This window comes from Clostridium cuniculi (assembly GCF_004353185.1).
GTDB classification, from domain to species: domain Bacteria; phylum Bacillota; class Clostridia; order Clostridiales; family Clostridiaceae; genus Clostridium; species Clostridium cuniculi.
Window position 1 is genome coordinate 18,583 of record NZ_SMUS01000019.1, and the last position, 14,606, is coordinate 33,188.

A 14,606-nucleotide genomic window follows, 5' to 3' on the forward strand; every position below is an offset into this window, starting at 1 on the left:
TATTAACATCTTTTTCTATGCAGTTTCTGCTACATTTTGTTTAACTTTTTCTTTACTAAAAGTATTTACTATAGCTTTTCTTATCATATCTACTGGAATAATTGTAATTGCCATAAGTATTATAACTAACCAATGATTTATAGAGATTGGTGTACAACTAAACATTTCTCCACCAATAATTGTTAACACCACTTGAACTACTATTATTATTCCCATTACTTTTAAGAAACTCATATTTTCATTTATATGTTCAAATATATTAGCATTTTCACTTCTTACATTAAATCCATTAAACACTGCACAAAGTACAAACATTGAGAAATATGCTGTCATATGCTCTTCTGTATTAGTAAACATTTCTACAAAATATGGAGCTTTCAAGAATATAAAGCTTAATACAGTTACCCATGCCCCTGCAAAAATAATTTGATTCATCATCTTACCAGAAACTATACTTTGAGTTCTTGATTTAGGCTTTTCAAGCATATATTTCTTAAGGGCTGGTTCAGAACCTAAAGCTAATGCTCCAAGACCATCCATAACTAAATTAATCCAAAGTATATGAGTAATTTTTAAAGGTTCTTCAATTCCAAAGAATGGTGCAATAGCACATACAGCAACAGCTCCAACATTTATAGTTAATTGGAATTTTATGAACTTTAAAATATTATTATAAATTGTTCTACCATATAAAATAGCATTTTCAATTGATTTAAAGTTATCATCTAATATTACTATTGAACCTGCCTCTTTAGCTACATCTGTACCACTACCCATTGCAAATCCAACATCAGCTCTCTTTAATGCAGGAGCATCATTAACACCATCACCAGTCATACCACATACAAGATTTAACTCTTGAGCAAGTCTTACCATCCTTGATTTATCTGTTGGTAATGCTCTAGCTATTACTCTTAACTTAGGTATAATAGCCTTCACTTCTTCATCAGACATTTTATTTAATTCTTCTGAAGTTAATGCAACATCTTTATCTGATTTTAATAATCCAGCTTCCTTTGCAATTGCAACTGCTGTTTCTTTTCTATCACCAGTTATCATTACAACTTGAACACCTGCATTTTGAACTTCCTCAATAGCTTGTTTAGCTTCCATTCTTACATCATCACGAATTCCAACAAATCCAACAATAACTAAATCATCAGGAAGAGTATCTTCTACTAATCCACTTTCACTATAAGCAAATGATAAAACTCTCATAGCTCTTACTGCTAATTCATCTATCTTTTTATTAATTTTATTCTTATTTATATCAACTACATTTCCGCTTTCATCTAACATTTTTGTAGCCTTTGCAAGTAATCTTTCTGGAGCACCCTTATATACTGTTTTTCCACTTAATTGACTTGCTGAATATTTATTAGCAGAATTAAATCCTTGTGATTTTTCAACAACTATATCTGTTAATTTTGACATCTCTTTTTGTGTTAAAAAATCAAGTAATGCTTTATCAGTAGCATTTCCTCCAACAACTTTACCATTTGCATCAAACATTGCTCCTGTATTTTTACCAATACAAAGCTTCATCATTTCTTTTACTTTAGATCCATCTTTATAAGTATCTTTTAAATTTCCATCAAAGAATTCAACAACTTCTAACTGCCCCTTAGTGATTGTCCCTGTTTTATCTGAAAATAATATATTTAATGAACCTGCTGTTTCAATACCAATTGGCTTTCTAACAAGGACATTATTTTGTAACATCTTAGAAGTATTTCTCATAAGAACAATTGCAATCATAAGCGGCAATCCTTCTGGAACTGCCATAACAACAATAACAACAGCTAACATAATTGCTTCTAATACGTCTTTAAATATTAATACACCACCAATTGAGAAATACTCTGCAAACCCACCAGCTACTATTACCTTATGTCCTAATAATGCTAATGCAATAACAACTGAACCAATATATCCAAACATAGAAATTTGCTCTGCAAGTTTAGTAAGTTTAACTTTTAATGGACTTGCTACTTCATCATCAGCCATATCTGCAGCCATAGCACCCATCATAGTCTTCATACCAACTTTAGTAACTTCCATAACCCCTTCACCATTGAATACTACTGCACCTCTAAATAAAGAGTGAGCATCAACAAAAGTATCTCCAGTTACATCTGCTGTCATAGCAATTTCTTTATATGCCTTAGAATCTTCTACTGCAAATTTTTTACACTCTTCTGCTTCACCATTAAGAGCTGAATTATCTACCCTTAAATCTCCTTGATAAAGATATCCATCAGCTGGAATTTTATCTCCACTTTGAAGTATTACCATATCTCCCACAACAAGTTCATTTACTTCAATTTCAACAACCTTACCATCTCTATATACTTTGCATACATCCTTTTTAGTGGAGTCTTTTAACTTTCTATACTCATTATCACTTGCAATTTCTGTCTTGGCTGAAATTCCTGTTACTAATAATACAGATATTGCTATACCAATTAATTCTCCAAACTCAGCATATCCCATGAATGCCATTACTGCCATAATTGCTGCAATTGCCAATAATAACTTAATCATTGGATCATCAAATGCACCCTTAAATTTGTCCCAAAACGTTTCTGGTTCTGCTTCATGGATTATATTATCCCCATAGAGCTTTCTACTTTCGTCTACTTGCTTTTTATTAAGCCCTTTAATCATCCCATTCTCTCCTTAAATAAAATTTACATATTTTAATATAATAATCATATATATTATATTATCATTTATTTCAATATTTTTGAAATATTGAAATGTTAATTTTTTTAAAAAATATACATGCAAAAGTAACTTTATCTTTTGCATGTACTTCCTTAACTATTGATATAAAGCTAATACGCCATTTAAATCAGCAATTTTTCCTTCTCCAACAGCTTTAAATTGCCATTCAGATCCATTTCTGTGAAGTTCCGCAAATATTACAGATGTAGCAGTCGATCCATTTTCCTTTAAATTAAATCTACATAATTCTTTTCCATTTTGATCTAAGTCTACTAATCTAACATATGAATTGTTTATCATTCCAAAAGTCTGTCTCTTAGCCATTGCTTCGTGAATTGTAACAACAAAGACTATTTTTGCTATGTTTGAATCAATTTTATCTAATTCTATATTTATTGTTTCATCATCACCTTCACCAGCGCCTGTTCTATTGTCACCAGCTAAGGAAATTCCTTGACCTGCTCTATTATTAAAGAATATTACATTTGAAACAGTATTAAATTTATTATTAGCATCTAATAAAAATGCTGCTATGTCTAAATCAAAATCTGAGCCATTGTTTGAAATATCCCATCCTGCACCAAGCATTACTCTTTTTAATCCTGGATTTCTCTTTGTTAAATCTAATATATCATTTTTATTTAAATTTAAAATTCCACCTGTTGATGCGCTATTATTTGTATTTCCTGTTAAATTTCCAAATCCTGAACCTAAATTAATTCCCATATTAATTGCCTCCTCTATTTATACATATCTGCTAAAGATTTAACTGTAGCTTGTAATAATTCTCCTTTAGCCTTAAATTGCCAACTTCCATTAACTCTTTGCAATTCTGCAAAAAGTAATGCTGTATTATTTCCTCCATCTTCTGATAGATTATATCTACATATTTCTTTATTGCCATTATCTTCATTTAATATTCTAATATAAGCATTTTTTACCTTAGAGAAATTTTGTTTTCTTGATACTGCATCATAAATATTAAGTGCAAATATAACTTTATCACACTTTGGTGATAATTTATCTAAATCAACTGATATCTTTTCATCATCACCATCACCAGCGCCAGTTCTATTATCTCCATGCAAGTATATTCCATCACCTTTTAAGTTTCCGAAATATATTACTCCTCTATTTATTAATTTGTCATTACTATCTAATAATAGTGCTATTAAATCTAAATCATAATCAGCACCTAAATTAAAAAAACCCTTCTTAGCAACATCCCAACCAGCACCTAACATAACATGCCTTAACCCTGGTTCTGCTTTTCTTAAATCTAAAATATCATTTTTTTGTAAATTTAAAACTCCTGCCATATTCTTTCTCCTCCAAATCTCATATTCCTTACATATACAATCCTAAAATTCCATTTAAATCAGCAATTTTTCCTTCTCCAATTGCTTTGAATTGCCATTCTCCACTTACTTTATATAATTCTGCGAAAATTACTGAAGTAACTGTTGAACCATTTTCTTTTAAATTAAATCTACAAATTTCTTTTTCATTATGCTCTTCATCTAAGATTCTAACATAAGAATTTTCTACCATTCCAAATGTTTGTCTTTTTACTTGAGCTTCATGTATAGTAACAACAAAAACTATTTTTTGAACATGTGGTGAAATTGCTTCTAAATCTAATCTTATTCTTTCATCATCACCATCTCCAGCTCCAGTTCTATTATCACCTTCTAAGTAAATTCCTTGTCCTTGCATATTGTTAAAAAAGATTACATCATCTGGTATATTTTGAACCTTACCATTTGCATTTAATAAAAATGCAGCTATATCTAAATCAAAATCTTGCCCTATACTAGCTACATCCCATCCAGCTCCTAATATTACTTTCTTTAAGCCCGGATTCTTCTTTGTTAGATTTAAAACATCATTCTTTTTTAAATTTAATGCATTTACTCCATTATCAGTTGCATTAGAACGCATATTGTTCATCATTGAACCTAAATTAATTCCCATCTTTATCCCCCCTAATTTAAGTATTATCCTAAATATTGTTCGCAATTATATTATGTGATAAATTATACCACTTAACAAATTTATTTTCAACTCTTTTTAAGGTATATTTCATTTTATTTAATTTCATTTATAACTGTTTATCTTTTTTAATTGTTTTAAGATTGAGCTATATTCTTTTTCATAGCATGTTTAATTTGTTCAAGTTTAGCTGAATTTTCTACTCTTTGTACTCTATTTGCCTCTTGAATTGCTTTAGTATCCTCAATTCCTTTCATTATTGTTTCAAAAGATTTTTCTAGTGTAGAAATAGCTACTGAACTTCCTGATGCCATTCTTGCAATTTCTACTGATTGTTTAGCAGTATTTTGAGCATTTCTCATAATAAGCTCATTAGTCTTATCGTCTAACTGCTTAATTGATTTGGCTTGAATTTCTTGTCTTTTTAATATAACAGCTTGCGCTAAGCATTGCTTAAATATTGGCAATGTAACTATAAATGATGAATTTATTTTTCTCATTAAATTAAAGTTAGACATTTGTATAGTCTGAATCATAGGTGCTGCTTGAATTGCAACATTTTCTGCAATTTGAAGATCATATACACGTTGTGATAACATTTCTTTACTTATTTCAAGTTTTTGAGTTAACATATGTTTTTCTTCTTGATTCATGGTAGTATTCATTGATATTTGTTGTATATATACATCTATTTCTTCTAATGCTAATTCTCCTGCAACAATATACTTCTCCAATAATTGATAATAATGAAGATTAGCATCATATAATTTCTTTAAATTAGCATTTGATTCTCTAATATCATTTTCATATTTCTTTAATAATACATATACTTTTTCTACTTCATAGCCCATAGTATCGTATTTTTGAAATAATTTAGCTACACTATTTCCTACACCTTTCATAAGTTTAGAGAACATAGATTGCTTTTCTACACCTTCAAGTTCCTTAACATCAAATTTATCCATTATTTTAGTTAAGTTTACTAACATTTCACTAGCTTCTTCTGATTTTACAGCCTTCATTGACTTTAATAATTCATCAGAAACCTTAGATATATTTTCACTTGCCTTTTGTCCAAACATAACTATAGAATTAGGATTTTGAATTTCTACTTCACTAGTAAGATCTTGAACTTCTTTCATCCCTCTTAATCTTTGCTTATACTCTGATATAGTTGACATATCAAAGTTATCATTTGGAATTTGTGTATTATCATTTGGATACATTCCCATTTGACCTTGGTAATTCATTTGTTGATTTGGATACATTCCCGGTTGACTTTGATATCCCATTTGTTGATTGGGATACATTCCTTGTTGACCTTGATACCCCATTTGTTGATTTGAATACATTCCTTGTTGACCTTGATACCCCATTTGTTGATTTGAATACATTCCTGGTTGACCTTGATATCCTCTTTGCTGATTTTCGTATATATCTTCATTTAATGTTTGTCCAAACATATTATTATCATTGTTATTCATATATAAATCTCTCCTTTTACCTTCTTAAGAATCTTGAAAAAACACCTTGTTTTAAATTCATTAAATTATTATATTTAGAGTCATACTTCATCACATCTAATCTAAAATTATTTAATGCAGTAGATTTTATTACATTATTAATATTAAATAAACCCGATGGATTAAATATCACTATATCAATACCTATAGTATGAAGATATCCTAAAAGTATCTGCATAGACTCAGGCATGGTATTTTCATCTTCAAGATAAATTACTATTTTAGGAATAGCTGCTGTAAAATCAAAATTATCTATTAATCTAACAATACTTTCATTTAACCCTAAAACTAATACTAATAATCTTAATATTTCTTCTTTATCAAATGTTCTATTAAATAATTCAGTACTACTTATTGTTTCATTAAACTTTTTTAATAAAAAATTTTGTACATCTTCACTATATTTTGAAAACCTATATATAGGTAACTTTTTAAGTTCATCTATATCAAAGGAACCATCACTTAGCTGACAAAACATAAGCTGATACATATCATCTGTAAATTGCACATCTTCAGAAAAATATCTTCCATTGAAAACTAATGTATTTGGTGATGATGTACAATATTTAACTAGTTTTTGATACTCAAATTCATCACTATATATTCCATCTATTTTTTTAAAGAAACATGGAACTTGAACGGTATTGCCTTCAACCTTAAATCCACTTCTCAATTTACATGGCTCATTCCAATAAATATAAATATCTTCTAATATTGTGTCTAATAAAACACTTTTTGTATATCCTTCTCTAAACTGCCAAGGCTTAAACATTCCAGTATTGGAAAAAAGTTGTTCTTCTATATCTCTTTGAATTTGCTTAGTAACGGTTTCAAAATTATCAATTATCTTCCCATTACTAGCTCTTTCCTTAAAAGATTCAACACTTAAAATTCCCATACTTTTTATACATTCACTCAATCCTGCATCATCAATTTCATTCCATAACTCTTCTTTCAATGGATTAATATAAATAACATCAAAACCCATTTTATAGAGCATAATTAGAAAATATATTTCATGTCTTTGAATATTCCCGTAATAAACACATTTTGGATTAATACTAGCATCATATTTTATATCTTTAGCATAGGTATAAGTCCAAACAATTAATTTAGTTATAAAATTATTTCTCACATTATCATTAAAGAAATTTTCCTTACTACAAGCAATTGGTATAACATATTCTAATGCACTTAAAAATTTAAAATTTACTTCAAAATCATTAAATATAGTTATATCTTGTGCAGTCATTTTATAAACATCCATTGAAGAAAGTTCATTAAAAATATACTGAATTAACTCCATTTCACCACTTAAGGGAATAGAATTATCAAATATAATACATTTATCTTTCTCCTCTATAAACTTACTCTCAATTGTCTTAATGAAATCATTATATTTAGAACTATCATCTACACCTATAAATCTATAAAAATATGGCTTAAACTTATTATATGTATCTTCTCTTTCATAGATAGTTCTAAACATATAACTTGTTATATTCTTTAAACCTACAGCCATTTTACAAATAAACCTCTTACTTTCTTAAAATAGACCTTATATCTAAATTTTAACCTATTTCATACTTTCCTTTCAACATTTTCCTCTCCTTATTGTATAATTCTACTTTTTATACAATAATTTTATCTATATAATCTAAAATTTCTTCTGTGGCATGTATTTTGCTTTTTTCTGTTATTATAGATTTTTCATGCTTAAAAGAACTATGTTTAGGTAAAATGGTTATTCCTCTACTAGTAAACTCTCTATCTACCTCTGTATCACCTGATGTAATTAATTTCTTTATATTAAACCTTTCAATAATATAATCCACAGCATATACCTTATTTATTCTATTATGAATAATAAATATCTTAGCTTCTATTTTTAAAACATTAATATTTTTATGAAACTTATCGCTTATTATATTGTAAAACTTCTCTGCTTCATATGAGTCTATACACTTTACAGTAATATAAAAATCTTCAATATTCCTTACTTCTATAACTCCTATAAGTTTCTTATATTCTTCTTTTAATTTTTCAAGATAATCAATATTTTTATTTAATTCATCTTTATCACATAAAGATTTCATTTGCTTATCCCAAGCTTTATCGAGTTTTCCATCAATATAAATTTGAGCTCCATTTGTACATATTATAATTTTCGGATTGTAATCTCTTATAAAATCAACTCTTAATGTCTGATTAATATTTCTCATAGTACATGGTATAAAAATAAACTTTTCTCTTTTTAACAACTCCTGTAGCTTATCATAAGCATAATCAGTCATATAGGTTATCTCTTTATCACCAAGCTTTTCTACACACTTATAACCCTTATGTTTAGAGTGTATGATTGTTCTATCTAAATCCGTAATAAAAAATATTTTCTCCATTTATCTTTCATTAATTATTGAAATACAATTATAGTCGCTATCTTTATATTCAATAACTTTTACTCCTTTTTCCTCTGCTAACTTAAGTATATGCTCTATATTTTTATCACTCTTATTTTTAACTAATACAACTCTAGGATCTCTTCTTAATAAAACTCTAGCTGATTCTCCCACACTTAACTTAATATTATTTATGTTATTAACATCATATAATTCTCTTACCTTATTAACAATCTTCATTGAATACTCTTTATCTATACTTTCCAAAACTAAATCTTCATATTTAATGCTTATTTTTTTTAATTCATTATCTATCTTATCAATAAAATATTGTGAGTAATCTTCATCCTTTAAATAATATAAAGTCTTAGCTCCATGAAACTCATCCTTACCAATATATTTTTCATTATGAATAGTTCTACTTATCAATCCACTTACCGTTGAGTTTAAACAACAAGTCGCTATTCCAAAGTCCTCCCTCGTTCCACAAACTTTACATAACTTTGCTGGATCTGAAATAACAGCTAATGAATTATCTATATTAGTTTTATTTTCATTATTAAAAATATCTATAGATTTATTTAATTCTTTTGTTATAGAACCCTTTCCAGTCCATCCATCAACAAACTGTATATCTGCCTTTTTATTTTCAGTTAAAATATATTTCAATGCATTAGCATCTATTCCTTTACCTCTTATAATAGATATACTATAGTGTGGTATATCTACTTTATATTTTAATTTCAAATATCTTTTAATTAATATTCCATAGGGAGTTCCTGCTCTAGCTAACGAAACAATTACTAAGTTATTACCTTTTTGTCTATATATTATTTCAAATATCTTTGCAACATAATATGCAATTAACCTCTTATCCCTATTTAAAATATTAAGAAATATATTTTTAATATCCTCACTTGGTATACTCTCTTTTGAAATGATTTCAGAATAGCTTACTCCGCTTCTTATTAATTCTTCTTTTTCTTGAATTGTAATTTCCTGTATTTTATCAGTTAAATCTTTAAGCAAAAATATGCAATCTTCTTTATAACTATGTTTAACTAAATTTATATTCTCCATAATCTCTAAACCCTTACCGCAATCATATTATTTATTAATTTAATATTTAAATCATCTTCTGTTATCAAAATTACCTTATCATACTTTTTTTCAATTTCACTTTTATTATAAAAATAATACTTTACTCCTTTATGATAAAATACATGTTTTTCTTTTATAGGATAACCATCAATATTTTCGCAATAAATTGGACTTCTTGTAGTGCTTTTAAAATAAACCTCTCCATTTATATAAGATGCTATTCTACAAGGAATATATATATTCTCTCCATGTCCTAATACTAGTATTTTCTCATTAATTTCAATTAACCCTTGAAGTTTATTAGCTATATCTTCACACTTACTTTCTAATGCTTGTATTTCATCAAATTCAACTCCAAACCTTCCTGTATGTAGTAAATAACTTTCAACCTCTTTTTCATAGTTTGTCTTTAAGTCAATTCTATCTAAAACATTATAATTTAAAACATCAGTAGTATCATTTATTACTTTATCATTATTATCCATATAAGTAGCTGTATCCGTTACTTTTATATCTCCTGATATTAAGGATAAAACCTCTACATTAATATTTTCTTTATTCACTAACTCATCATATGCCTTCCTATGCTCTTCATTTCTCCAATCTAAAATACTTAATATAATGAATTTTTTTGCATTAGTAACCTTTTTTAATTCTTTTATTATATTTATCATAGATTTTCCAGTTGTTATCTCATCATCTACTAAAATTATTTTTTCTGAATTAATAAGCTTGTCCTTATCTAATGGAAAACATTTATGTGTTGTTGCATGAGAATGCTCTTCCTCAAATTTCAAAATAGATTTTATCTCTTTTATGTCTTCTCTAGTAGTAGTTAGATAATATGAATTTTCAATATATGATGCTACAGCCATTCCTAATCCCGTTGCTGTTTCAGCAAATCCTAATACACATATTTTTTCACTATTTTTATATGTTTCTTCTCTTTCTTCCTTATTGAAAATTAATCCAGCTAACTTGTAACCTATTTCTTTACATACATTAGGCTTAGCTTCAATATGCTTTCCTAACACCTTACTTATAAACAAAAAATTTCTTTTTTTATTATTAATTCTTTTTCCCATTACTATTAAATCATTTAAATTTAAATTATATTTATTCTCTCTTATACTAATCTCTACACTCATAGTCTATCCCCTTTAATATCACTTTTATAACACTTCTATAGATTTACTACTAAAATTACTTTCCTTATATAACTCCTCATTTGATATTCCTTCATTTAATACTCCAAAAATTTTAGCCCTTTTCATAACTTTCTTAGCCCAATTAAAATGAGGTTTTACTTCATTCATCTTATTTCCACCATAGCCTTTAAATACTCCTCCATCTTCATAAGAAGTAATTATACTTTTAGCATCTATATATTCCTCATAAGTAACTGTATATAATGAATTCACATATTTAATTTGACTTGGATGAATTATTGTTTTACCACAAAATCCATTTTCCTTATCACTTTTTATTTCATTTATCAAACCAGAAACTTCCTTAGATTTTATATCTTCAGAAAAATATTCCCAAACTGGTGCTGAAATAACATAATCCTCTCCCTCTCTTAAAAATATATTTATAATATCAATTAGACAATCTGATACTACTCTTATATTATAAATACTTGAATCAATACTTCTCCTTAATCCAAATTTAGAAGAAAAATCAGTACCTCCAACTCTAATATTTAAAATAATATCTGAATAATCGTCTATTATTTGTTTTATATTAATTAATTCTTGAATCCTAGTTTCTTTATAAACAATAGCCTCACTCTCCAAAATAGGCATAGCATATAGAACTTCATTATACTTTTCAGAAATCCTCTTTGTATATTCAAGATAAGCTATTGAGTTTTTTGTAGTAAATTTAGGGAAAATAAATCCAGTAATATATCTAAAATGATTAGCTCTTAACTTTGAAGTGAATCTAAGAAATTGATTATAATTTCTTACCCTAAAAAAAATAAGCGGAATATTATTTGCAATCTCTATATTGCCAATATACTTTATTAAATTATCAAGCATGTTAACTACATTATTCTCTGCATCCTCAACCTCTCCCTCTCTAGTTGCATCCTCAAAACAAATAGAAATTGCACCTAACTCATTAAAATCTCCATTAATTATCTTTTCATAAAAATTCTTTTCTCCATTCATATATAAATTAGCACCTACTGCATATTTTAATATATCTTTATTCGAATTCTTATTAAACTCTACTGGCTCTTTATAAAATAAATCTTTTTTATATTCATTTAAATATCTCAATTATTTATACTCCTTTATAATACCTGTTAATTACTTTTATGCAATATTTAAGTACTCTATAATTATAGCAAAATAATTAATATATTGTATAAATATAATATTAATATTTATTATTTTCTTTTAATAAAAGAGATGCTTAACTTACATCTCCTTTATTTTTATTAAATTACTTTATTTAATAATCTTTTTATTAAACTAGATTTTCTACTATTTATATTTAAGTCTTTATCATTTGCAATAGCTTTTACAATATAATCACCAATTACCATTGCAATATTGTAGTCGTATAATGGTGTCATAACATCCACCTCCTTTTTTATTTAATTTTATTTGTGTAGTACCACCTATAAAGTAATTACTCATTTTATTTTCCCCTTTATTAGAATTTTTTATATAAAAATGACCATGGTTTTTCCATGGTCATTAAAATATTATTATTAAAAACAACATAAAAATATCCTAAAAATGATATTAATTGTATGTATAATACTAAATATTATGTACTTATCCATATTTTGTTTTATACATTTTTCTACATCTTTTATTGTTTTTTATTTATTTTGACAGTTTATTTCCACGATATTATAATATTATTATATAAATTGTTATAAAAAGGGGTGGAATTTTAAATGTATTTAATTATTTCTATTTTAGCATTGTTAATATCATTTATTATAGCAACTCTAAAACCAAAATACAGAAAAATACTAATAATTACAAATTCCATTATCTCCATTATATATATAATATGGAGATTCACTGTTATACCTATTAATCATGGTATTATGAGTTTTATATTTGGTATTCTCCTATATTCAGCTGAAATTTTAGGCTTAATATCATTTATAAATTTTCAATATCTATTTAGTAAAAATTATAAACTTGAAAGTAAATCCCTAAATAATTATGCCCCTGAGAATATTCCATCTGTGGATGTATTAATTTGTACATATAACGAACCATTAGATTTACTTCAAAAAACTATAATAGCTAGTAAAAATCTAGATTATCCTCAAAATAAGCTTAAAATTTACGTTTGCGATGATGGTCATAGAACTGAACTAAAAAACTTATGTAGAAAATATAATGTTAATTATATTACTAGAGATAATAATGAAGGTGCAAAAGCAGGAAATATAAATAATGCATTAAATATAATAACAGGGGATTTATTTGCTGTTTTAGATGCAGATATGATTCCCAAGAAAAACTTTTTAACTAAAACTGTAGGATATTTTTCTAACGAAAATATGGCTTTTGTACAAACCCCTCAAGTTTATTATAATCAAGATATGTATCAGTATAATCTAAATAAAAAAATTCCTAATGAACAAGATTTCTTTATGAGAGATGTAGAAGAAGCTAGAGCTGCTAACAATGCAGTTTTACATGTTGGAACAAATGCTGTTTTTAGAAAGAAATATGTAATGGAAATAGGTGGATATCCAACTTGCTCAATAACGGAAGATATGGCTGTTGGTATGTTATTACAAGCTAAAGGTTATGATTCAGAATTTATAAACGAAGAGCTAGCTTTAGGTTTAAGTGCTACAACCTTCACTGAACTTGTTAAGCAAAGAGATAGATGGTGTAGAGGAAACCTACAAGTAATAAAAAAATTTAATGTACTATTTAATAAAGATTTAACATTAGGACAAAAAATAGCATATTTGGATGGTGTAGTCTATTGGCTTTCTAGTATTCAAAAACTTATATACATACTTTCACCGTTAATCTTTTTATTAAGTTATAAATTAATTATAGATTCTCCAGTTAAAAGTTTATTGATTATGTTTATTCCCTTCTTATTAGGACAAATACTTATATTCAATATACTTTCTCCTAGGACAAGAAGTTTAAAGTGGTCTCATTATTATGAAGTAGCTATGGCCCCTCATATAACTTTTTCCATATTACGAGAACTATTTTGCCTAAAATTAAAATTTAATGTTACATCTAAAGATATAACTACTAATAAAAAACAATTTCAGTTTAAAATGGCTTTACCTCACATTTTAATTGCAATTGCTAGTATATTTGCTTGGATATTTGGAACTATATACTTATTAACTAATAAAATTAATTTAGGCTCTTACTTAATTAATATTATTTGGAGTATATATAACTTTTTGGGTTCAATAATTTGTATTAAAGTTGCATACCAAAATCCTATATATAGAAAAAGCGAGAGAATTTCAATTAAAGAAAATATAAGTATCTTTATTAATACAGCCCAAGGAAAATTAACAGGCTCATTAATAGATATTTCAGAAAAAGGAATGGCCATAAGTTTAGATTCTCCCTTAGATGTTAAATTAGGTACAAAGCTTAATGTACATATTAACGATAATATTATTCCCTGTACAGTTGCTAGGAATAAAGACAAGCTATTTGGATTATTTTTTGATTCATTAACTAATGATCAACTGGATTTTATAATGAATATATACGTAAATAATTTGCAAGCTTATTATGATACTAAAAAATCTCAAAAATATGTAGAAGAAAGTTTTTCTAAAAAAAGTATTTTTCATTTAGTAACTCATAAACATTAATTACATAAATATTAACTATCTCAA

At 26.7% G+C, this 14,606-nt stretch carries 12 protein-coding genes; 1 reads left to right on the plus strand and 11 read right to left on the minus strand.

Features of this window, described 5'->3' with window-relative positions; translation table 11 throughout:
- Positions 1–15: 15 nt before the first annotated feature.
- The 11 genes from EJJ37_RS10895 to EJJ37_RS20230 form a co-directional block, all read right to left on the minus strand.
- A complete protein-coding gene (locus EJJ37_RS10895; protein WP_133015611.1) occupies positions 16–2,667 on the minus strand; it encodes a calcium-translocating P-type ATPase, PMCA-type in 2,652 nt (883 codons plus the stop codon).
- Positions 2,668–2,823: 156 nt separating this feature from the next.
- Positions 2,824–3,453, minus strand: coding sequence for a TerD family protein (locus tag EJJ37_RS10900; RefSeq protein ID WP_133015612.1), 630 nt, complete (start codon positions 3,451–3,453; stop codon positions 2,824–2,826).
- A 14-nt stretch (positions 3,454–3,467) separates the two neighbouring features.
- Complete coding sequence (locus tag EJJ37_RS10905; RefSeq protein ID WP_133015613.1) at positions 3,468–4,046, minus strand: TerD family protein; 579 nt, start codon at positions 4,044–4,046, stop codon at positions 3,468–3,470.
- Positions 4,047–4,074: 28 nt separating this feature from the next.
- Positions 4,075–4,701, minus strand: coding sequence for a TerD family protein (locus EJJ37_RS10910; protein ID WP_133015614.1), 627 nt, complete (start codon positions 4,699–4,701; stop codon positions 4,075–4,077).
- Positions 4,702–4,856: 155 nt separating this feature from the next.
- Positions 4,857–6,203 (minus strand): toxic anion resistance protein, encoded by a 1,347-nt coding sequence (locus EJJ37_RS10915; RefSeq protein ID WP_204596860.1) that lies wholly within the window; start codon positions 6,201–6,203, stop codon positions 4,857–4,859.
- Positions 6,204–6,219: 16 nt separating this feature from the next.
- Positions 6,220–7,764 carry a YceG family protein gene (locus EJJ37_RS10920; protein ID WP_133015615.1) on the minus strand — a complete coding sequence of 515 codons (1,545 nt, stop codon included), beginning with the start codon at positions 7,762–7,764 and terminating at the stop codon, positions 6,220–6,222.
- Between the two features lie 109 nt (positions 7,765–7,873).
- Complete coding sequence (locus EJJ37_RS10925; RefSeq protein ID WP_133015616.1) at positions 7,874–8,641, minus strand: HAD family hydrolase; 768 nt, start codon at positions 8,639–8,641, stop codon at positions 7,874–7,876.
- Positions 8,642–9,721, minus strand: a complete 1,080-nt coding sequence (locus tag EJJ37_RS10930) for a cysteine protease StiP domain-containing protein (RefSeq protein ID WP_243124877.1) — start codon at positions 9,719–9,721, stop codon at positions 8,642–8,644.
- A gap of 5 nt (positions 9,722–9,726) precedes the next feature.
- Positions 9,727–10,890 (minus strand): phosphoribosyltransferase domain-containing protein, encoded by a 1,164-nt coding sequence (locus EJJ37_RS10935; protein WP_133015618.1) that lies wholly within the window; start codon positions 10,888–10,890, stop codon positions 9,727–9,729.
- Positions 10,891–10,914: 24 nt separating this feature from the next.
- Positions 10,915–12,027 carry an HpcH/HpaI aldolase/citrate lyase family protein gene (locus EJJ37_RS10940; RefSeq protein ID WP_243124878.1) on the minus strand — a complete coding sequence of 371 codons (1,113 nt, stop codon included), beginning with the start codon at positions 12,025–12,027 and terminating at the stop codon, positions 10,915–10,917.
- Positions 12,028–12,188: 161 nt separating this feature from the next.
- Positions 12,189–12,326, minus strand: coding sequence for a hypothetical protein (locus EJJ37_RS20230; protein WP_166484742.1), 138 nt, complete (start codon positions 12,324–12,326; stop codon positions 12,189–12,191).
- 330 nt (positions 12,327–12,656) lie between these two features.
- Here EJJ37_RS20230 and EJJ37_RS10945 point away from each other — a divergent pair, with 330 nt between their 5' ends.
- Positions 12,657–14,582, plus strand: a complete 1,926-nt coding sequence (locus EJJ37_RS10945; protein ID WP_133015619.1) for a glycosyltransferase — start codon at positions 12,657–12,659, stop codon at positions 14,580–14,582.
- Positions 14,583–14,606 lie beyond the last annotated feature (24 nt).

What these genes read in the sequence shown, in the direction of transcription:
- EJJ37_RS10895 (WP_133015611.1), bottom strand. Translation starts at nt 2,667, where the DNA reads ATGATTAAAGGGCTTAATAAAAAGCAAGTAGACGAAAGTAGAAAGCTC.
- EJJ37_RS10900 (WP_133015612.1), bottom strand. Translation starts at nt 3,453, where the DNA reads ATGGGAATTAATTTAGGTTCAGGATTTGGAAATTTAACAGGAAATACA.
- EJJ37_RS10905 (WP_133015613.1), bottom strand. Translation starts at nt 4,046, where the DNA reads ATGGCAGGAGTTTTAAATTTACAAAAAAATGATATTTTAGATTTAAGA.
- EJJ37_RS10910 (WP_133015614.1), bottom strand. Translation starts at nt 4,701, where the DNA reads ATGGGAATTAATTTAGGTTCAATGATGAACAATATGCGTTCTAATGCA.
- EJJ37_RS10915 (WP_204596860.1), bottom strand. Translation starts at nt 6,203, where the DNA reads ATGAATAACAATGATAATAATATGTTTGGACAAACATTAAATGAAGAT.
- EJJ37_RS10920 (WP_133015615.1), bottom strand. Translation starts at nt 7,764, where the DNA reads ATGGCTGTAGGTTTAAAGAATATAACAAGTTATATGTTTAGAACTATC.
- EJJ37_RS10925 (WP_133015616.1), bottom strand. Translation starts at nt 8,641, where the DNA reads ATGGAGAAAATATTTTTTATTACGGATTTAGATAGAACAATCATACAC.
- EJJ37_RS10930 (WP_243124877.1), bottom strand. Translation starts at nt 9,721, where the DNA reads ATGGAGAATATAAATTTAGTTAAACATAGTTATAAAGAAGATTGCATA.
- EJJ37_RS10935 (WP_133015618.1), bottom strand. Translation starts at nt 10,890, where the DNA reads ATGAGTGTAGAGATTAGTATAAGAGAGAATAAATATAATTTAAATTTA.
- EJJ37_RS20230 (WP_166484742.1), bottom strand. Translation starts at nt 12,326, where the DNA reads ATGACACCATTATACGACTACAATATTGCAATGGTAATTGGTGATTAT.
- EJJ37_RS10945 (WP_133015619.1), top strand. Translation starts at nt 12,657, where the DNA reads ATGTATTTAATTATTTCTATTTTAGCATTGTTAATATCATTTATTATA.